The organism is Veronia nyctiphanis, from assembly GCF_004116385.1.
Taxonomy (GTDB): domain Bacteria; phylum Pseudomonadota; class Gammaproteobacteria; order Enterobacterales; family Vibrionaceae; genus Veronia; species Veronia nyctiphanis.
Genome location: NZ_PEIB01000024.1, coordinates 50,162 through 69,007, shown reverse-complemented (window position 1 = coordinate 69,007; position 18,846 = coordinate 50,162). Strand labels below are relative to the sequence as shown.

21 protein-coding genes are annotated in these 18,846 nt (G+C 43.4%); 12 read left to right on the top strand and 9 right to left on the bottom strand.

Annotated features, from left to right (window positions below; all coding sequences use genetic code 11):
* Nucleotides 1-16: 16 nt before the first annotated feature.
* From CS022_RS27390 to CS022_RS16975, 9 genes are read right to left on the bottom strand one after another with little or no spacing between them, the layout of a single operon-like run.
* On the bottom strand, nucleotides 17-382 hold the full coding sequence (locus CS022_RS27390; protein WP_129123287.1) for an EscU/YscU/HrcU family type III secretion system export apparatus switch protein: 366 nt from the start codon (nucleotides 380-382) through the stop codon (nucleotides 17-19).
* Nucleotides 379-1,155 (bottom strand): type III secretion system export apparatus subunit SctT, encoded by a 777-nt coding sequence (gene sctT, locus CS022_RS17010; RefSeq protein WP_161569659.1) that lies wholly within the window; start codon nucleotides 1,153-1,155, stop codon nucleotides 379-381. The genes CS022_RS27390 and sctT overlap by 4 nt, the downstream gene beginning before the upstream one ends.
* Nucleotides 1,156-1,194: 39 nt before the next feature.
* Nucleotides 1,195-1,452 carry a type III secretion system export apparatus subunit SctS gene (sctS, locus tag CS022_RS17005; protein ID WP_129123285.1) on the bottom strand — a complete coding sequence of 86 codons (258 nt, stop codon included), beginning with the start codon at nucleotides 1,450-1,452 and terminating at the stop codon, nucleotides 1,195-1,197.
* A gap of 31 nt (nucleotides 1,453-1,483) precedes the next feature.
* Nucleotides 1,484-2,146 (bottom strand): type III secretion system export apparatus subunit SctR, encoded by a 663-nt coding sequence (gene sctR, locus CS022_RS17000; protein WP_129123284.1) that lies wholly within the window; start codon nucleotides 2,144-2,146, stop codon nucleotides 1,484-1,486.
* Nucleotides 2,146-3,369 (bottom strand): FliM/FliN family flagellar motor switch protein, encoded by a 1,224-nt coding sequence (locus CS022_RS16995; RefSeq protein WP_129123283.1) that lies wholly within the window; start codon nucleotides 3,367-3,369, stop codon nucleotides 2,146-2,148. Before CS022_RS16995 ends, sctR begins: the two co-directional genes overlap by 1 nt.
* Before the next feature lie 19 nt (nucleotides 3,370-3,388).
* Nucleotides 3,389-4,396, bottom strand: a complete 1,008-nt coding sequence (locus tag CS022_RS16990) for a hypothetical protein (protein ID WP_129123282.1) — start codon at nucleotides 4,394-4,396, stop codon at nucleotides 3,389-3,391.
* Nucleotides 4,389-4,883 carry a hypothetical protein gene (locus tag CS022_RS16985; RefSeq protein WP_129123281.1) on the bottom strand — a complete coding sequence of 165 codons (495 nt, stop codon included), beginning with the start codon at nucleotides 4,881-4,883 and terminating at the stop codon, nucleotides 4,389-4,391. The genes CS022_RS16990 and CS022_RS16985 overlap by 8 nt, the downstream gene beginning before the upstream one ends.
* The gene (locus tag CS022_RS16980) at nucleotides 4,880-6,250 is read right to left on the bottom strand and encodes a FliI/YscN family ATPase (protein WP_129123280.1); all 1,371 of its coding nucleotides are present in this window, start codon (nucleotides 6,248-6,250) and stop codon (nucleotides 4,880-4,882) included. The genes CS022_RS16985 and CS022_RS16980 overlap by 4 nt, the downstream gene beginning before the upstream one ends.
* Entirely contained in the window at nucleotides 6,250-7,371 is a 1,122-nt protein-coding gene (locus CS022_RS16975) for a hypothetical protein (protein WP_129123279.1), read from the bottom strand. Before CS022_RS16975 ends, CS022_RS16980 begins: the two co-directional genes overlap by 1 nt.
* A 475-nt stretch (nucleotides 7,372-7,846) precedes the next feature.
* Between CS022_RS16975 and CS022_RS16970 the strand changes: the two genes are divergently transcribed.
* From CS022_RS16970 to CS022_RS16915, 12 genes are all read left to right on the top strand, one after another.
* Nucleotides 7,847-8,392 (top strand): RNA polymerase sigma factor, encoded by a 546-nt coding sequence (locus tag CS022_RS16970; protein ID WP_129123278.1) that lies wholly within the window; start codon nucleotides 7,847-7,849, stop codon nucleotides 8,390-8,392.
* Between the two features lie 610 nt (nucleotides 8,393-9,002).
* Nucleotides 9,003-10,178 carry a DUF1521 domain-containing protein gene (locus CS022_RS16965; RefSeq protein ID WP_129123277.1) on the top strand — a complete coding sequence of 392 codons (1,176 nt, stop codon included), beginning with the start codon at nucleotides 9,003-9,005 and terminating at the stop codon, nucleotides 10,176-10,178.
* Nucleotides 10,179-10,239: 61 nt separating this feature from the next.
* Nucleotides 10,240-10,461, top strand: coding sequence for a hypothetical protein (locus tag CS022_RS16960; RefSeq protein WP_129123276.1), 222 nt, complete (start codon nucleotides 10,240-10,242; stop codon nucleotides 10,459-10,461).
* A gap of 4 nt (nucleotides 10,462-10,465) precedes the next feature.
* Nucleotides 10,466-10,834 carry a hypothetical protein gene (locus tag CS022_RS16955; protein ID WP_129123275.1) on the top strand — a complete coding sequence of 123 codons (369 nt, stop codon included), beginning with the start codon at nucleotides 10,466-10,468 and terminating at the stop codon, nucleotides 10,832-10,834.
* A gap of 109 nt (nucleotides 10,835-10,943) precedes the next feature.
* Nucleotides 10,944-11,327 (top strand): hypothetical protein, encoded by a 384-nt coding sequence (locus tag CS022_RS16950; RefSeq protein WP_129123274.1) that lies wholly within the window; start codon nucleotides 10,944-10,946, stop codon nucleotides 11,325-11,327.
* Between the two features lie 661 nt (nucleotides 11,328-11,988).
* Nucleotides 11,989-13,434 (top strand): secretin N-terminal domain-containing protein, encoded by a 1,446-nt coding sequence (locus tag CS022_RS27385; protein ID WP_161569658.1) that lies wholly within the window; start codon nucleotides 11,989-11,991, stop codon nucleotides 13,432-13,434.
* A gap of 11 nt (nucleotides 13,435-13,445) precedes the next feature.
* Nucleotides 13,446-14,108, top strand: coding sequence for a hypothetical protein (locus tag CS022_RS27380; protein WP_268967908.1), 663 nt, complete (start codon nucleotides 13,446-13,448; stop codon nucleotides 14,106-14,108).
* Entirely contained in the window at nucleotides 14,105-14,332 is a 228-nt protein-coding gene (locus CS022_RS16935) for a hypothetical protein (RefSeq protein ID WP_129123271.1), read from the top strand. Before CS022_RS27380 ends, CS022_RS16935 begins: the two co-directional genes overlap by 4 nt.
* A 150-nt stretch (nucleotides 14,333-14,482) precedes the next feature.
* Nucleotides 14,483-15,223, top strand: a complete 741-nt coding sequence (locus tag CS022_RS16930) for an HrpJ domain-containing protein (RefSeq protein WP_129123270.1) — start codon at nucleotides 14,483-14,485, stop codon at nucleotides 15,221-15,223.
* Nucleotides 15,151-15,675, top strand: coding sequence for a hypothetical protein (locus CS022_RS16925; RefSeq protein WP_129123269.1), 525 nt, complete (start codon nucleotides 15,151-15,153; stop codon nucleotides 15,673-15,675). The genes CS022_RS16930 and CS022_RS16925 overlap by 73 nt, the downstream gene beginning before the upstream one ends.
* A 1-nt stretch (nucleotide 15,676) precedes the next feature.
* On the top strand, nucleotides 15,677-17,821 hold the full coding sequence (sctV, locus tag CS022_RS16920; protein WP_129123268.1) for a type III secretion system export apparatus subunit SctV: 2,145 nt from the start codon (nucleotides 15,677-15,679) through the stop codon (nucleotides 17,819-17,821).
* An 88-nt stretch (nucleotides 17,822-17,909) separates the two neighbouring features.
* Entirely contained in the window at nucleotides 17,910-18,791 is an 882-nt protein-coding gene (locus CS022_RS16915; protein ID WP_129123267.1) for an AAA-type ATPase lid domain-containing protein, read from the top strand.
* The last annotated feature ends 55 nt before the right edge of the window (nucleotides 18,792-18,846 follow it).

The window sequence follows — 18,846 nt, the reverse complement described above, 5'->3', positions numbered from 1 at the left end:
AAATTAGATATGGGGTTTAGGCGGCCAAGGACATTTTCTGAAAGAGTTTTGGGCGCAAAAAGGAAACCGATTTGAAGCAAGTACCCAAGAGTCGACCAACGATGGCAGTGACGAGTATGAGTATGGTCAGAATGGCGAAAAAGGTGAGCGTGTTTTTAGCCACGGCCTCTGCAGCTTTATCAAAGGGCACGTTCATCATATCCACTGCGAACAAAATTCCGGTCGTTAATCTCTCCATGCCGGTTTCAATCAATGCTATGAATACTTCGAGCACTGCAATAAGGATGAAGAATTTGGGTAACTCCTGGCTTTGACCGACCTGGCCTTTTTCCCTGGCGTCACGCTTTTTCTTCTCCGTGGGTTTTTCCGTTTTTTCACTCATTTCGTCACCACGAATACTTCGCCAATAGCGTTTTTGATTTCATCCAATGCGTCGAACTCGTCGACAAAAAAGTACCAAAGGATAGGCATGTAAAAGAGAAGCACTGCATATCCAACAAGGCACTTAAGCGGCATCGCGAGAATGAATGCCTGAAGCTGCGGCGCATACAGACTGATCAGCGCAATACCAAAGTCGACCATCAGCAAGACGATCATGATGGGGAAAGCATAGACCACCATTTGTGTAAAGATGGAGCCGATAAATTTGTGCCATGCCTGTATGCCTTCCTCGTTGATGGTCGGGAATACATCCAGAATTGGCCAAATTAAATAACTGTCGTAAATCACCGAAAGTAAAATGACAAATCCGCCCATTGAAATGAGTAGCATGATGATCGTCTGCTGGAAGAAATGCCCGGATGGTGATGCGGCTGATGTGATTGCCGGGTTAAACTGGCCGCCAATCAAGGCTCCACGCTGGTTGTCAAAAATGGTGCCCATTCCGTCAATAATCCAGAAGGGAGAGGTCAGGATCACTGCGATAATGAGCCCTATAAATAATTCTTTGACTGTGAGAAATATGATCGCAAAGAGACTGAACCGCTGGCTGAATAGAGGTTCTATTAATGTATCTGCCACCATCAGTGAAGCAGAAAGGGCGATACCGTTAGTGAGGAGCTGGTTGGTTTTTGCGACATTGAAAACAGGCACTAAGAAGAAGCTAGGTAAAATTCTGGCCATCGCCAATGGTATCGCTACTAGCCAAGTGCTCATTGTCTCAGAGATTGTGGATGCAAATTCCATGGCGGCCCGTCAGTAATTAATGATGGCGCCAAAGGCGTACTGGGCAAATTGAATAAGTTCAGAGCCAACCCATTGTCCAGTGGCAAGAATACACACCACGACGCCGATGAGTTTGAGTGAGAACGGTAAGGTCTGATCCTGAATCTGCATAACTGCTTGAACCAGTGAAACCAACACACCAATGATGATTGCCGTTATCAACGCGGGCGCCGATAAAAGAACAACCAACAAAATGCCTTGTTCAGAGATAGTAAAGATATCCTGCATTTTTACACTCTATTTAGATCTCGATGTGTGGTTACAAATAGCTGAGCATCAAGCCGTCCAGCACTTTCGTCCAGCCTTCGATCAAGATGAACAGTAATATCTTCACTGGCGTTGCAATCATAATTGGCGCAACCATCTGCATACCTAACGCAAGCAGAATATTCGAAATCAGTAAATCAATGACAACGAAGGGAATGTAGATAAGAAAACCAATTTTGAACGCTTTTTCCAGCTCTGAAATGGTGAATGTCGGCAACATAATCAGTAAATGATCGCGTGCTTCATCTTCTGTGACTTCACGCTTCCAAAGCTGTGATGCCACATTTCTAAAATGCTCACGTACGTCTGGCGACGAGTTTTTGTCAATAAACTCTTTCATCGGTGCGAAGACTTTCTTCGCTGCCGCTTCCATGTCTTCTTTCGATTGAAGGTTTTCGACTGGCGATTCGAGTTCTGTATACGCTTTATCCATTTTTTCCAAAACGGGTGCCATTACAAACAGCGTCGAAATAAGAGCGATTGAATACAGCGCAATATTAGGCGGCATCTGTTGAATACCCAACGCATTTCGAAGGATCATTAATACCATCGAAATTTTGAGGAAAGCTGTTGATATCACGAACGCCAAAGGCAGGACAGACAGCCCTGCAAGTACAAATATCAGCGCAAAAGGTTGAATACTGGTATCAAACATTACTCGAAATCCACATGCGTGATTTTTAAAGCAAGACGTTGATTAACTTCAACAAGCTCACCTTTCGCGATTGGCCTTTCTTTGTAGTAAAGTGCCGCCTCTCCCGGGTGGGCATCTTCTGAAAGTAACACATCGCCGGGCACCAACTGAGAGAGTTTATTTAAGGGGACATTGACGTGGCCGTGTCGAATGGTTAGCTCAAGCATGATGCTACCAAGCCCCGGTTCAGCGGCATCGGCTGACGCCATAGAGACAAAGTTGTCTTCCGGGCCGTTCGGCTGCATTGAATTGTCAGCCATTTCCGGTGTCATCGTTCCGGGCATACCTTGGAATCCGTCACCATTTGCATCGAATGATGGTGAAAACTCAGGGCTGGTCGAGGCCCCAAAGGTATCATCATTTTGATGAAATGCAGGCGGCCCCGCTTCAGTTTCATTTGGGTCATGCTGGTTGTCATCAGACATCGTTATTCCCTCTGCAACATTCTGATAGTTTAGTAATTTGTAGCCAGTTTTGTGATTTTCTGAAAAGCTTGCGACTGACCATTGCTGAGACCCGACACAAAAAACACCCGTACCATCGGCATTAAATAAGGGTGTATTTGGGATGATCAGGTCGCCTGCGCTGAGTGTTTTCAGAGTGGCGTTTGCCAGAGACAGCTCGCCGAGAATAACGGGCAACGTAATGTCTAACGTACCTCTGAAAGCGCGAGGCATAGGTGCGAAAACATCCAGCCAGCGTCGCAGCGTCTCGTAAGGTAATAAAAGGTTAAACTTGGCACTTTTATCGCCGCGGATCACATCAAGTTGCAGCAATTGGCATTGAGTATCAAAGGCTTTTATAGGACATAGATGTTCAAAGAGTGAGCCACAACCCTGAACCAGATATTTCAGTGCATTTTTCAGCTCAAACTGCGCGTTCAAAACGGCGTTTGCATCCATTTTGGTTTCTGAATCGCCATTACTCAACAATGCTTTTGGCAGGGCTACGGGTAATAAAGACAATACCCGAAACAAAAGTTCAGGCTGGTCGATGGCCAACTTACCTAGCTTAGAGTTAAACCACACCCAGTTTTTTTGATCACTGCTATCGGTCAACGTTGACAGCACCAATGCGCCATTTTGATCAGAAAAATCAACGGGTATTATTGCGGCATTGGCGATTTTATTCAGACAGTCAAACTCAAGCGTTGACATTTTTCGAAACGTTATAGGTTCAGACACCACTTATTTCTCACTTTACTCAACTGACTAGTTCAATGTTTACATCAGAGCTGGTTTCGTCTTGCAGCCCCTCTTCTAATTTTTTCTTCATGCCAGCGAGGCGGAGGAAACCCTCCTCCGTTTCAGCTTTCAGCTCCAAATCCCACTCATCGCCCGTTGGGTTATCGACCTTGACTTTTATCTCGCCAAGCTTTGGATGGCGAATAACCGCATTCATTGGATATAAATGCTTCACATCATTAATCAATGTCGCCATGCTGTTAACGAGTTGGTTTGCAGTCGCGACGTCTGGTTTCGATTGCACGCCCTGAGATGCTATTGCGGCCTGCATCATTTGAGCTGCCTCTGCTTTATGTTGTGCCGTGGCGAAAGAAGACTCCACTTTAGACATGATGTCTTTGATACTTTCATTCGCCTTGGGTGCTGCGCTCGCCGCTTTACTGGAGGATAACTGTGTCAGAAATTGCGTAATAGCAAGCTCAGTGTTACCACCAAATTTCTGCATTTCCTGCTCTAACTTTTTTGCTTTTTCGGCTTTGGCTTTCTCACCAGCCAGTGCGGATTTCTTTGCGTCGGCTTTTTTGTTGGCGTTTGCAAGCGCTTGAAGAGACTTGCCTTTCTGCGCCATAACCTCACCCGGTTTGTTTTTGCTGTTGGTGAGTGGAGACTGTGTCAGCTGAAATTTTGAGGGGGTGGCATTCGTTGCAGCGGGTGCATTCGGAGCTGCATACTGTTTTGATGAACTGGGTTTTTTAGCAACAGATGTATTTGACGCGTGCGATTCCGCGCTGTCGCTTATTGAATAGCCAGACATTGCCTTCGCATTTGGCGCGCTCTGCGTCTTCGCATTAGAGGGTGGTGCCTGCGAGGGCATGGCGTTAATGAACGAGTTACCTCGTGAGCTCATAGGGATGCTATCTAAGGCATTCTTGGAATTTTTGAGCTCATTAGCGCTTTTTTCAGTGCTTTCATTCGCATTTTGTTTATTGGCAGATTGTGTGTGCCCCAGTTTTCCAACATCAGCCATTCTCTGAATCTCCTGAACCAATGTGCTCCTGCAATAAGCTTAGTCGTTCAATATTTTTTGTAAGGTTTTTCACTGTGTTATTGGCCTGATCCAATGCAGCTTCTGACTCTACGATATTGGTTTCAGCAGCAGTTATTGCAGATTGGGCAGAACGAATTCTGTCTTTCAATATTTCAAAGACTTTTCTGTCCTGCTCAAACACAGCAACGCTCGTGACATGGGTTCTCGGGTTATCCATGGCTGAGCGGAGCATCTCCTTGTTTTCTTTTTTGACCAGCTCGAGAACAGATTCGGCGTGTTTTAGCTGAATATCGTCCCGTTGTTTTTTCGCCATGGCTTGTGCCCTGACGAGTTCCGCTTTTATACGTCGTTGTTTGCGGATAAATTTAATCTGGCCCAAAACGGAAGAGATACGTTCAGCTTTTTCGTTGGTCTCTTCTTCCTCTTGTTCATAAAATGCGCGTTTTGGCAGCCCAAGATCAATCACATGCCACCCCCAGCCTGTGCAATCTGGCCTATGTGGTTAATGGTATCTTCGAACGGTGTTAACTCTTCTCTCGACTGCCGCGTGAAATGCATGATTTGTGGATGCAATGACACGGCGGTGTCCACTTCAGGATCATTGCCTTGTTGGTATTCGCCGAGCCGAATGAGTAACTCATTTTCTTTGTAAGTACTGAGCAGCTTGCGTATGGTCGCTGATGCCATTTCATGACCTGGAGACACAACATTGGTCATTGTACGACTGAGACTGGCCAGTACATCTAATGCCGGGAAGTGACCTTTTTCTGCCATCTCACGGCTCAAGACCAAGTGACCGTCTAATAATGATCTTGCTTCATCCGATATTGGGTCAGCGGTAATATTCTTTTCTACTAGCACAGTATAGAAAGCCGTAATTGAGCCTTTCCTAGCCGGACCTGCTCGCTCAAGCATTCTTGGCATCAGGCTGAATACTGACGGCGGGAAACCTGCGCGACCCGGTGGCTCACCAGCGGCGAGACCAATTTCACGTTGCGCACGAGCAAAACGGGTCAGCGAATCAATCAGAAGCAAGACATCAAGGCCCTGATCTCTCAATGCTTCAGCAACTGCTGTTGCCGTAAACGCCGCTCTGGCACGCTCCATAGAGGTTTTATCTGAAGTCGCACAGACAAAGATAGATTTGGCTCTGAGTTCTGCATCAAGTTCATGCTCGATAAATTCGTTAAGCTCACGGCCCCTTTCACCGACTAGCCCAAACACGATGACATCGCTTTTACAACCACGTGCTATTTGCGCCATCAATGTCGATTTACCACAGCCTGGTCCAGCAAAAATACCCAGTCTTTGGCCTTTGCCTATGGTATTAAATGCATCGATAGTTCGGATTCCGGTAGGGAAAGCCTCGTCGATGCGAGGTTTATCGAGCGGGTTGAGTGCCTCAGACATGACGGGTGAGGACACTTCTACTTTCTGTTCGCAAAAAATAGTTCGATTGCTATTACCAAGTGGGCGACCGAAACCATCAAACATTTGTCCAAATACAGGTGTTGTTAAATCCAGTGAATGCGGAACAAAAAAGGGTTTAATTAAGTCGCCGCTGGCTATACCGTCAATAGCGCTGAGTGCACTCAAAAGTACGGTGTCATCATCAAAGGAAACGACTTCAGCCAATATGGGGGCGTAATCACCGGGTAATATTTCACAGAGATCGCCAATGCGGGCCTGTGGCATTTTGCAGCGGATGAGTGTGCCGACAACGCCGATGACTTTGCCTCGGACCTGAACGGCGGAAAAGGCATTGCTCTGTTTTGAAAGCAATACCTTTATAGCGTTGAATTTTTCATCCAGATTATCCACTGCCGCCGACATTACCAAGACACCTCGATATTCTGTTGCCCTTCAAAGACTACTTTGTCGCTACTGATGGAGACCAGACGCATGTTGTCTAACTCATCGCCGATAAATAAACGCTTGCCATCTTTAGTAATGATATGCGCCATTGGGCCCGATACAATTTGTACAATCTCAAAAGGCAGGCCTTTTTTGCCAACATTCCAATTAGGCACTAAAGCGACTTGTCCTTTATAGCGTCCCTCGAAACGATCAATCGTTCTCAACAGTACTGGTTTTTCCGCATCTGAAAGATGGCCTGCAATCTCAATCCGATTCGCTGACAGTACATTGATAACGAGATCTTTACCTATTTCTCTGCGATCAAGCATTTCTCGGAATAACGTTCTGGCATGCTCAGACGTTAAAACAGGCTTTGGTCTCACTTTAATATTAGCGTTTTGCATGGTTACCTGCGTAACTTGCTTCACCTCAGGGGATTGAGGGGCAAGATTGTCTGCTACTTGGTTGCCCGCCTGCTCAATCACATTGTTGGTGTTTGCTGATAGCTCTTGTGCTCTTTGTCTTACATTTTGTTGAATAGTGGCAAAGTCGTTGTCATTGTCATTCGTGAAGCCCAAGTAACCCTGTGTCCAAGAGAAGTAAGCACCGCTAGCGACGAGTAAGAGTGCCGACATCGCCGCAGCAAGTTTGAGATATGGTTTCTTTTTCTTCTGAACTCCGCCGAGTTGTTTCGATGCATTCTCTGAGTCTTTGCCAAATTTATGGTTTATCGATAACTCTTCTATTGTCCAAGGCGTATCGTGGGTGCTGACCACAAATGTCAGACCACTGATGCTGAAAATTTCGTCTAAGCGAACGCTGATTGAATCGTCGAGCGTTGATGGGCCAAGCTTCTTATCACTGTTTTCGTTGCTTGAACAGGGAACACGTGTCAAACGCCAAAGCATAACGTTTTCTGCGCTTCTGCCTGCCGTGAGATCACCAGATACTAGCTCCAGGACAAAGCTTTCGTCCGCACACACTTCGTGCGGTAAGTTTAAATCAGCCAGCTCTGTTGACCCGATAAGCCAACGGGTGCCTACCAGAGGCAGCAAAGCCACATCATTTAACCCGCGGTAATACCTAAGTTCAAACATATTTAAACGCCATTACATAGACTCAAACAATAAGTGTCGAAAATTAACGTTTTGTTCATCAACACCTGCATATTTTCTTGTTTTGAAATTTTTTTCATCACTTATTTATGGACTATTGAAATTAGTTGCAATAAGTGATGTATCTCACTGGTTTAATATAACCACACAAAATAAACCCTGTCACTGAAATGTCTTTCAATAGGGTGATTTATTCATTGAAATAAATTTCAAACCATTGTGATTAAAAGGAAAACACTCGGATCGATTAATTTTGAAAAATTATTCATATCAAAAAAATGTAAATTTGAAAAAAAATTCAAAGTGAGGTTTTTAAAGGGAAATATATGCCAATTTAACGACTAATTATAATTATCTCGCTAATGAGACACTTTTTTAATGGAATTATTGGAAGGTTTTTATCATATTTCAGTTATTCAAGTTTTCGGCGAATAAACGAAAAGGGAAGGGGATAGATATGACTATCGAATTATCAACTCCAATGATAGAAGAAAAAAAATTCAATAATCCTACAGTAGACTGGGAAAAAGTTTTCTTAAACGAAAGAGAAAAGCTTTTTGCTTTTGTGTTTAAAAAGATAAAAAGAACCTGCGAAAGTGAAGATGTTGTTCAGCAGGTTTACACTCTCGTTATGAAAAACGGCCATAACTTTTGTGGAAATTCAAAGCCCGAAACTTGGATGTTTGGTATTGCCAATAACCTGACAAAGAAGTTTTATCGTGACGACAGAAGAATGGAAACAAACTGTGATGATTCATACATCGCCGACATGTGCGACGCAACCAACGATTGCTCTAGAAAGGTAGAGGCTGAGATTATGTTGAAGAGAACAAAAGCTGCAATCGATAACTTACCAGAGAAGATGAAGTATGTGTTGAGCAAGTTCGCGTATGACGGTTATAGCTATGATGAAATTGCAGAAGATCTGGGCGTACCTGTAGGAACTGTCCGCTCTAGGCTCAGCAGAGCACGTGCAATGCTCCAAGAGCAACTTGACTCGTAGAACTTTTTTGGAACCTCTTTGTTGCTTATGGCACTAATAAGAAAGCAAGAAAATGCAAAATATGTGGAAAGAGGAAAAAGTATACGGCGAGGACAAAAATATATCTTCGAAATAATGTTTGAATAAATCTGTGTTTAATTTTTTTTCATTAAACGTAGGATAAACAACCTTAACATTAGGAAAGCATTATTTAATTATTATTTTTACTTTCGTTACGAATTCTGAATAAGTATATGTGTTTCATATTAAATTTATATTGACTTATTTTCTACGTTTTCCATCATTTTTCTAGCGATATAGCTTCAAATGGGTTTACACATAAAATTTTATATGAATTCTATGGAACCAGACGAAGTCAAGTAACACTAAGTAATGTGCGAAACATATAGAACTATAAATAGCCTGTTTGAAACGTTCATTCATTTTCTATTTATGTCTTATGTATAAGAAATGAGATGTGTGGTCATTATAATCTGGGTTTTGCGGTCACAACTGATACGAAATCCGATGAGAAAAACCCACTTATCTTTACCGAAATGTTTTTTTCATTTTATGAATTTACGTTTGGTTAACTAATTTTAAGGAAAATATCTCTAATTAGGAGGAGTGTATGAGTTACGGTTACAACCAAAACCCAATGATGGGTGGTTATGGATTGCATCAAAGCCAAAATCTTTTCAAAGCATATTATGGCGATTGTAGTACGGTTGAAAAAACAGATGGCACAGGTAACCAGTCAGACAAAGTTGCGTGGGAGAACGATAATTACACAATTACGTTTGACGACAACAACGCGTCTATGAAAATTGTGAACAAGCACACTGGCGAAATTTACAAAGTTTCTGGTGACCCGCACTTGTTCATTGGTGATCAAGACGAGCCAGGCTCAATGAAGCACGTAGGTGATTTCTACAACGACGGCGTAATCACCCTCGACGACGGCACTCAGATTCACATGAATACTGAGGAGAGCAAGACGGGTAAATGGGCGGGAATGACGCTTCTCGATACGGTTACTATCGTAGAGCCTTGCTGTAACAAGGCGACGCAAATTTCCGGTCTTGATATGGACAGCAAGCAGGATCTGGAAGTCAAAGAAGGCTCTATCCACGAGATTCTTGGTTGGAATGGAAAGGGCACAGGCGTTGACTATGAAACGGCACTTTGTTTCCACGAAGCGTTTGGCGAAGAAGAAGGTCTGTATTTACTTGGCGCTGATGGCAAGCCTAACCTGATCACTAATGATGATGAAAAAGCGACAATCAACGCTCTGATTAAAGAAATCGAAGACAAGTTGAACGAGTCAGGCTACGGTCATGTTGCACCTATCTGGGGCGGCGTCAAACCAGAGCAAATGCAACAGTTCTGTGAATACCTCATGCAGATGATGTTCCAACAAATCTGCACCATGTTTGGTAACTCTGCTGGCGTAATGCCAGGTGGCGGCTTGCCAGGTGGTGGCTTGCCAGGTGGCGGTTTCCCAGGTGGTGGCATCGGTACAAACCCATTCCCATGCGACCACTCGTTCTATCAGCAGTTGCTGCAGCTTTGTGGTCCGCAAATTCCTCCATATGAGCAGTTCAATAACTCTCATCTAATGGGGCTTGGTTTGGGTGCTCAGGTATTTTTGCAAGGACAACAGTTCTTACAACTCCTTGGTAACCATGGTGGTGGTAACTGCAGACCTAATATTTGTAACTTCGGTTACCCAGGTTTCAGTATGACAATGGGTGCTCCCCAAAATTGGGGTGGTCCTAACGGTGCCACACATAATCTGCCTTGGTAAGCGATTACTAAGAAAAAGCCCAGCCATTGTGGCTGGGCTGTTGCACTAAGGAAGGCGACCGATGATTACTCAAAGAAGTGATATTTACGACAAGATGTTAGACCGAGTGTCACAAATGAATGACTACACGGTAAAAACTATCGATGCGCGAAACAGCTTCAGTGAAGGTGACCTTATGCACTTTCAGGCAGCGAAAGAAGAATTTCTCCTTCGCATAGACAAAGTTGCTGTTACCAAGCAGATCAAGTCTGCACATGTAAAAGAAATTCTGAGGTCGATGTAGTCCAATGAGCCAGATTAGTCAGCAGTTTGATCACGTTTACAGAGAATGGATGTTAAGGCCCGAGCTGGAGCTTACGTTCAATATTGATAATGTAAAGGTGAACCTTAAAAAGCTGGACAAGCAAATCTTGATCGAATGCACCATACCGGGAAGCTGGGACAAAGGTAAATATGATCTCGATAAAGTGCTTTATTACACGCTGATAAGCGCAGAGCACTATCCAGCCGCACCTGCTATCAGGCAGGATGATGGGTCACTTTGGTTGACATTGCTGATACGTGAAGAAACTGAGACACATCAAGTAGTTGAAACAATAGAAAAAGTAGTGAATCAGGTAGATACCTGGCATTACCTTATCAGCTACGATGGCTAAACTGGTTCGATGCTTTGATGAGTAACGACTTAATTCGTTGATTTTCCTTAAGCAATGATTGATACGCTAACACTGATATTGCTTAACTCACTTCACCAGGGGTATCGAAATGAGTGTAAATGTAAGCGAAAACGCAGAAGATTTTCGTGCGAAAGAATTCATTCGTTCGTTAGTTAACTTGGCAAAACGAAGCAGTCATCAAAATCGAGTTGACTTTGACATGATTCGAATTGATGAAAACGTAATAATTACGGCGCAAGACCATTATCCTTCAATCGAACTGTTTGCTATCTACGAGAACCCGCCTGAGGGATATGTCGAGCAGAAATTGGTTCGACGTTTTGAAGAACCGTCCAGATTCGGCAAGTATTTTATTGGTAAAGACAAGAACAAAAACGTGCTTGTTTTTGAACGTATAGATATTGATAGCCTTGATGAATTCACTGTTCATAAATCTATAAAAGACATAACGCGTTTCATTTCTACAAATTAGAATTTTCTGTGCTGGTGGAAGACCAGCACAGCCTTCCTACTTACCACCATTAGAAAAGCAAAGGCGATTGTGCTGTACATCTCCAAACTGAAAAGCTGCCGTTTCGTCTTTATTCCGTCAAGCACGTTAAGCCATGTTGCGCTTGGTTTGCTCACCATTGCCAAAAGTGTCTAGTCGATCAAAGTAATTGCTTAAATAAAAAAAAGTTTTGAAACTCTTTAGCAAGCTTGCGCACTTATCTTGGCGAGATTTTTACTGACAATCTTTGAGCGGTAAAACACGCAGGAGCAATGTCTATCATCATTGGTGCGGACTCAATGAAACGCAACAATATGAAACGAAATGATAGGTTTATGTGAGATTGTCTACACTAATATGTACACGGTTTTGTAAGCCTACTCCCTGACGTGAACTCGCGTCTGATGTCTTAGGGATTTATTGCACGTTTGAGGTTAGCGCTATCAGGTCACGTTCAAACAACACTAAGGCAGACCATTTTTGTAAGCATACTGTTGCGCATATTAGTCGTGACGGTCTGACGCTCTATGGAAATAGAGACAGGTAAATATCAGGTAGGTACATGGACTTCGTTAACTTGTTGCTGATTAAATTTTATACACGGATATCAGGGGCTTTTCTGCACTCATGCAGAAGAGTGTCGGTGACATTGATAAGTCTGATACCAATTGTCCTGTTTGCTTCTTACGCTTCGGCATATACACCTCCGGAATGGGAAAAAAGCGGCTATGCACTTGAGGTAACGGATCGCTCTGTGAAAGACGTGTTAGAAGAATTTGCCAACACATTCGCGGTTACGCTGGTGATTGAGCGGGGTCTCGATCTCAACAAGACTATTAATACAAAAGTGCGTTCTCAAAATGCGGCAGCGTTTCTCGACCGTCTTGGGATTCAGTACCGATTTGACTGGTTTGTATACGGTAATGCGTTGTACATCAGTGATTCAACCCAACGAGTCACTGAAAGAATAAAAGTCGGTAAGCGCAACATTGATGATCTCCGAGAAGCACTGGTTTCAATCAGGCTGTTTGAAGACAAGTTTGGCTGGGGTGTGCTTGAGCAAGAGGGGGCAGTTATTGTTAATGCGCCCGAGAGATATATCTCTCTGATAGAAAGGGTCACTGAAGGCCTCAATAAAGAAAACGAAATCAAGGCGGAAAAAGAGAAAAATAAATACGAATTAATGGTTTTTCGATTGAAACACGCTGATGTTGGTGACCGCTCGGTAAGTTACCGCGGTCAGAATAGAACGATTCCGGGTGTTGCCACAATTTTTAACAACTTGATTGGAACCGGGTCGTCGCCCAAGCCGGGTTCAAGCCAACAGTCTATCGACGAAAGTGCCGATTCCCCTTACCGAACAAGTAATCAACCTTCAGAATCTCTGCAGTCGCTTGCTGAAAGTGAAGGAGAGGGCGGAATCCTCGATCGACAGCGCAGAAACAGTACAGAATCTGTGGCTAATGCGGTTGCTGATCAGCGTGCTATTGATCTTTCAGAGATGCGGGTACAAGCAGACATACGAAACAACGCACTTTTGGTTTATGCACCCAAGAGCAAGCGTACCGAATTTGAAAATATCATCACCGCGATAGACATACCTGCTGAGTTGATAGAGATAAACGCCATCATTATTGATGTAGAGCGGAGCAGTCTTCTTGAGGCGGGTCTGGAGTGGGGGGTTACAAGAGATGATACGGAATTCGGGTTTAATGCCTCGCAGTTTAACCCTTTTATCCCAGCAAACTCTGCAGCCTCTTTCTTTATCAAAAACGCCGATAAGTTCTTTGCCAATCTGCGATTCTTGGAGACGCAGGGCGATGCCTCTATTGTGGCTAACCCATCGGTACTCACCCAAAATAACCTCCCTGCAGTGATTGATCTTAATCAAACTGAATTTTTAACTGCGTCTGCGGAAAGAGCTGTTCAGGTGTTACCTGTGACGGCAGGAACAAGCTTACGTGTTACACCGCATCTTATTGAGACCAAAAGTGGTGACTTGGTGCAACTTGATGTGACGATTGAGGATGGCACCGTGCTCGGGGAGAAAATGAAGCTGCGAATGTGTCATCCAAGACCAACACTTTAAACACTCAGGCTATGGTCAGAGACAAAAACACCATGATATTTGGTGGCTTCAACGTTAAAAGGCTCTCGAATTCAGAAAGAAAGATCCCTTTACTTGGTGACATCCCTTGGCTAGGTGCGCTGTTCACTTATAACAGTGCTGGTGGATCAAATCGTGAGCGTCTCTTTCTGCTGACACCGAGAAAAGTGGAAATCGATAAAAGCCCTCTCGATTACGCTACTGATCTTAACTCGCGTTACATTAATAAAGCGTTGGACACCGTTGCGCAGAAGTTCCCCACTGAACGACTCGAGCCAACGTCAGAAGAGCTTTTAGACGATGTACAAAGAGCGGTAAAAACTCTGACGCTTGAGGCCGTGCCTGCTGGTTTCAGACGGGTGCCACTGAGCAAATATATCCGTCAAAATCCGACCTACAGAAATAAGAAGTGGTGTAGTGGTCTCGGTTCGTTCATCGATTATGATTCTGCGTCGGTTTATGTCGGCGAAGACTTCAATGTATTGGTTGCCCACACCGTCAACTTTAAAACCACCGATGTTATTTACGACCGATCTTTCTGCCGTAAGAAGGCCGTGATCGGGTCAGGTTTGTGGCCAAGAAATAAACTGGCACCTGGTGAATCCGGTGAGATATTTATAGTCATCAAGAAAACGACAGGGAAAACGAAACGATGAGTAGAAAAATTTTGTTATTGGCCACTGTATTCATCGTTTCAGGGTGTGGCGTACTTTCGTTTGATCACTATGCAAACGATATGATTGATCGCTATTACGGCCGCGATAGTCTGGAGCCGGTTTATATCGATGAGGATACTCAATCGCTGCTGGAAGACCGGTTTATCATTTGGCTGAACGACGATGAAGTCGATCAGGCACTTGTCATCAACGACAGGAATTAAGCGGTGTGCATAAATGTTTTAGTAAAGAGTTATTTAGCGGTGACTGGGCTTGTCGCCGCTAAAAATAAGCAAGAAATTCAGAAATTTTGGTAACTAACCGCCCTTGAAAAGCACTCAGTATCAGTCGATAGTTTTACGGGGATTGAAATCATGCTGAGCGGAATGAATGGCTTAGGCAGCGGAACAGCCTATGACATGCTCTACTCTCAAAACAAGCAGAAGCCAGATGCGGCGAAATCGCAGTCTAGCAATATGATGCAAAACACCTTTTTCTCGTTCGATTCGCTGGAAGAAGTCTCAATGAAGTTCAATGAGATTCGCTTAAGCCGAGAGAAAAAAGTCGATGGTCGTGAGCTTGATTTTAAAGACTTCTTCATGGGGCAGGGCTTTAAGAAAGATAAGCAGAATATGTCGCCTAAAGACATCGAATTCATTAAAAAAGGGATTTCGCTGAAGGCGAAGGAGCTGGGTAACGATGTCTGCGAGAGTATATTTAAACTCGCTAAAACACTAGAAAACAAAATGCTTAACGGCGGTGACCTCCGCGACATGCTCAAGATCTGTAAAAACGATCCAGCATTGTGTTTTCTCGCACTTAAATGCGGATATTTTAGTGCGCTTGATGCTGACAATCCCAAGCTTGCTGATAAATTTCAGGTCATGGCGAATGAGTTACAGGGCCGGTTTGGTAAAGAAGTACAGGTATCGCTTTCAGTCTCTTCCTTCTACGCTGTGCTGTCAAAAGACCCCGTGAAGCGCCGTCAGGCAAGAAAAATGTACTACGATAAAGTACTCGGCAAAGGTCTATACAGACCATCATGGATTTCATTATCTCTGAGTTTGGCGAAGAAGGTTTTATTCTCGGTTGCACTACCACTGCTGCAGCTCTGATTAAGAACATCGATGAGCACGCTAACTTTCGTTCAAGGGCCGAATTGAGAACCCTGTATGCTGACTTGTCCAGAACGAATGAACTGACCAACATGATGAAAAGCGGCAACAAGCTGCTGAGTGAAGTAAAGATTCGTGTCGGTGATGTTCAAATGAGTGTGATTCAGCTGATTAAATTTTACATCCAGGCAACCAAAAATTCAGTCTTCTTAAACGACGTCAACCAGATCGTTTATCAGCTGTCTAATGGACAGGAAAAATACATGTCATGGGTTGCGTGTCTTATTCATCAGGCTATCAATAATATGGAAGAGTGCTTGTGGGAGAGCCCAGCAGAATGTTTCAGCACCCGCCAGAACATCACAAACATTGTGACGAGAATTACGTCTGCCATAGACAAAGACAACTTGGGGCAACCCAGAAAAACGACCCAGATGCTTCGGGTGAGGTAATATGATAAGACAATTCCTTAACCGGATGTCCATTCGTGGGGGGTTCGGTGCCGAACTGGCACTGATCCTCTTTGTTGTTTTTATCGTTTTTATGTTTATCGTCCCACTACCAACTGTCATGTTGGATTTTTTGATCGGGCTAAACATAAGCTTTGCAATATTTCTGATCATCTTGGCGATGTATATTCCTAAGCCAACGGAATTTGCTACATTCCCCGCAATCCTCCTTGTGACGACACTCTTCCGCCTCGCGATTACTATCTCTACAACTCGACAGATTCTGCTTCAGGCTGACGCCGGAGACATTGTTGACACGTTTGGTAATTTTGTTGCCGGTGGTAACTTGGCCGTCGGGCTTGTGATCTTCCTTATTATTACGATTGCTCAGTTTATCGTTATCGCCAAAGGTTCTGAGCGTATCGCCGAGGTTGCGGCTCGCTTTAACCTTGATGCATTGCCTGGTAAGCAAATGTCGATTGACGGTGACTTACGTGCTGGTGTTATCACTGGTGAGCAAGCACAGGATAAACGGACAAAGCTACAAGAAGAAAGTGGCTTGTATGGTGCGCTTGATGGTGCCATGAAATTTGTAAAGGGTGATGCCATTGCTGGTCTGATTATCGTGTTTGTAAATCTCATCGGTGGATTGAGCGTCGGTATTTTACAGTTTGACCTCGATTTTTCGGAAGCGATTCAAATCTATTCGATTCTCACGATTGGTGATGGGTTGGTTGGTCAGATTCCCGCACTCTTAATATCGCTTACCGCTGGCTTGATTGTTTCGCGTGTTACATCGTCACAAAATGAACAAGCCCCAGAGAGTGTCGGTCTTCAAATTGGTAAGGAATTTTTAGCACAACCGAATGCGTGGTTAATTACAACCTTGGTGCTGATTGCGTTTTCTGCGGTACCAGGCATGCCAACAGTGGTGTTTATTATTTTGTCGACCGCCTCTTCGGGTGTTTGGCTAACAATTATCGCAAAACAACGTGCATTCCAGGCTGCAATGGCAGCGCACCAAGATCAATCTGTCGATTTAAGAACCGTTGGTGACAGAGATATTATGGATGTGTCGGTGACGAGCCCATATATTCTATGTTTTCACTCAGACAGAGAAAACGATACAAAGGCGCACGAACTCATTTCAGATATTAGGAGATGCCGAAATACACTGGTTATCGATTACGGTATTTTTCTGCCTGAAATTCTGGTGGTATTCCGAGACCGAGTATCAAATGATGAGTTTGCATTTTTCGTCAATGAAATTGTCGAAATGAAAGCAACGTTTCCTGTTGAAGAAGATAAGTTTGCGGTTAAAAGGGCACTCGTAGATTCAAAAAGTAGCGACAAAGTCGATATATATTCGTCATCGATGAAAGACAAGACAAGAAAAGAAACCGACTATTACTGGTTAATGGAGAGTGAATGCGAAACACTCGATATTGAAAAAGACCACAGATTTACTGCAAAAGATCTTATAGTGCCGCGTTTTAGAGACACAATATTTAGAACCAGTGCAAGTTTCCTTGGATTGCAAGAAACGAAAACATATCTAACTTTCCTTGCAGAAACTAAACCAGACTTAATAGAAGAATTAACGCGTGTTATTCCAATACCTACCATTTCGGCTGTATTAAGGTTTTTGGCTGAAGAACAAGTTGCTATACGAACGTTTTCGACAATTGTTGAAGTATTAGTTGAATTTGGTAACTCAGAAAAAAACCCCACGGTATTAACAAATTATGTACGGTATAGTCTAGGTAAACAGATAACACAGACCTATCTATATAACGATATCTTACATGTGGTATTACTGTCTCCAGAATTAGAAGAATTATGTAGAACTTTTTTAAGACTTAATTCTGGGGAAGCTTTCTTAGCATTACAGAATGAACATATGGAGATGATGCATCGACAAATTAAAGAAATAACTGATTATGTAGAACATTCTAAAGTTCCCATTATTCTATTAGCTGCCACTGACTTGAGACGACCCCTCTGGGACATGCAAGAAGTTTATGATAAACGGTTGCCAGTTGTTGCATTTAATGAAGTTCCGACTACAATTGAGCTGACGGTATATAACTACATAGATGTAGATCAAGGCTTAGGAGCAGATAACGTTCATCAAATAGACTCCGCCTGATAAAGCAAAAATTTTACTCACGGACTGAATATATTAGTAAATCTTACTGGTTTATTAATAGTAAGACAGATCTATAGGGAGAGTTTTCATGGAACAGTTGAGGGAATCTCAGTTTGTCGAAGAAAAAAGAATAGCCTCGAATCTTAGGCAAGAAGTCGATATTTTGAGTCGTTCCTATACAGTTTTTATTTCAGGAGAATATGGAACAGGGAAATTAAATGTAGCAAGTATTGTGCATCGAGTGTCTGGTACTGAAGGCGACCTCATCATTATTGATAGCTCTGCATACAGCGACCTTTCATATGAATCTTTTAATTTGCCAGAGCCAACACTGGACGCAAATAAAGATTACACATTACTTATTACAGAGATCGAAAGAATACCTTTATTTATTCAGGCGCGTATCGTGGAAAAATTATTCCCGCGTGTGCGTGTGAGTAGCGACTCAGATACAGGTATAAAGAAACCGAGACTTTATTGTACGTCTCAGTATTCTCTCGATGCGCTTTACCAAGACAAGAAGATTCATGATTGTCTCTACTTCCTCATGCGAACCAATCAGCTTGAACTACCTTCACTGCGCGAATGCTCGGTGGATTGTATATTCAGGCTTTTTTACGAGTACGCAGAGAAGTTTGCTGACAACCAAGGCATGCAGATCCCACAATTACCAGCCACGATCAGAGAGCAGCTCGCGGCTTACCACTGGCCCGGAAACTTGTGGGAACTCAGGCAGGTCGCTGAACAATTTATATTGTATGGAGAGGTGCCTCTTACACGCGACCTGAAAGCAGCAGAATCAGATGATGTTCAGGGTAGTCTGAAAACAAAATTACACAGAGTAGAAAAAGCGATAATCCTCGATTCAATTAACAAGAATCAGGGAAAGCTGAATCTTGTAATGGAGGATTTAGGGCTGACCCAAAGAACATTATACAATCGTCTTAAAGCACTCAATATTAGAGATTAATGTTCTAGCGTCTGAAATAGTATAAAAGCCACCGAACGGTGGCTTTTTTCATTCT

Excerpts from the sequence above, each read along its gene's own strand:
- CS022_RS27390 (WP_129123287.1), bottom strand. The coding sequence starts at position 382 with ATGAGTGAAAAAACGGAAAAACCCACGGAGAAGAAAAAGCGTGACGCC.
- sctT (WP_161569659.1), bottom strand. The coding sequence starts at position 1,155 with ATGAGCACTTGGCTAGTAGCGATACCATTGGCGATGGCCAGAATTTTA.
- sctS (WP_129123285.1), bottom strand. The coding sequence starts at position 1,452 with ATGCAGGATATCTTTACTATCTCTGAACAAGGCATTTTGTTGGTTGTT.
- sctR (WP_129123284.1), bottom strand. The coding sequence starts at position 2,146 with ATGTTTGATACCAGTATTCAACCTTTTGCGCTGATATTTGTACTTGCA.
- CS022_RS16990 (WP_129123282.1), bottom strand. The coding sequence starts at position 4,396 with ATGGCTGATGTTGGAAAACTGGGGCACACACAATCTGCCAATAAACAA.
- CS022_RS16980 (WP_129123280.1), bottom strand. The coding sequence starts at position 6,250 with ATGTCGGCGGCAGTGGATAATCTGGATGAAAAATTCAACGCTATAAAG.
- CS022_RS16975 (WP_129123279.1), bottom strand. The coding sequence starts at position 7,371 with ATGTTTGAACTTAGGTATTACCGCGGGTTAAATGATGTGGCTTTGCTG.
- CS022_RS16970 (WP_129123278.1), top strand. The coding sequence starts at position 7,847 with ATGACTATCGAATTATCAACTCCAATGATAGAAGAAAAAAAATTCAAT.
- CS022_RS16965 (WP_129123277.1), top strand. The coding sequence starts at position 9,003 with ATGAGTTACGGTTACAACCAAAACCCAATGATGGGTGGTTATGGATTG.
- CS022_RS16960 (WP_129123276.1), top strand. The coding sequence starts at position 10,240 with ATGATTACTCAAAGAAGTGATATTTACGACAAGATGTTAGACCGAGTG.
- CS022_RS16955 (WP_129123275.1), top strand. The coding sequence starts at position 10,466 with ATGAGCCAGATTAGTCAGCAGTTTGATCACGTTTACAGAGAATGGATG.
- CS022_RS16950 (WP_129123274.1), top strand. The coding sequence starts at position 10,944 with ATGAGTGTAAATGTAAGCGAAAACGCAGAAGATTTTCGTGCGAAAGAA.
- CS022_RS27380 (WP_268967908.1), top strand. The coding sequence starts at position 13,446 with ATGGTCAGAGACAAAAACACCATGATATTTGGTGGCTTCAACGTTAAA.
- CS022_RS16935 (WP_129123271.1), top strand. The coding sequence starts at position 14,105 with ATGAGTAGAAAAATTTTGTTATTGGCCACTGTATTCATCGTTTCAGGG.
- CS022_RS16930 (WP_129123270.1), top strand. The coding sequence starts at position 14,483 with ATGCTGAGCGGAATGAATGGCTTAGGCAGCGGAACAGCCTATGACATG.
- CS022_RS16925 (WP_129123269.1), top strand. The coding sequence starts at position 15,151 with ATGGATTTCATTATCTCTGAGTTTGGCGAAGAAGGTTTTATTCTCGGT.
- sctV (WP_129123268.1), top strand. The coding sequence starts at position 15,677 with ATGATAAGACAATTCCTTAACCGGATGTCCATTCGTGGGGGGTTCGGT.
- CS022_RS16915 (WP_129123267.1), top strand. The coding sequence starts at position 17,910 with ATGGAACAGTTGAGGGAATCTCAGTTTGTCGAAGAAAAAAGAATAGCC.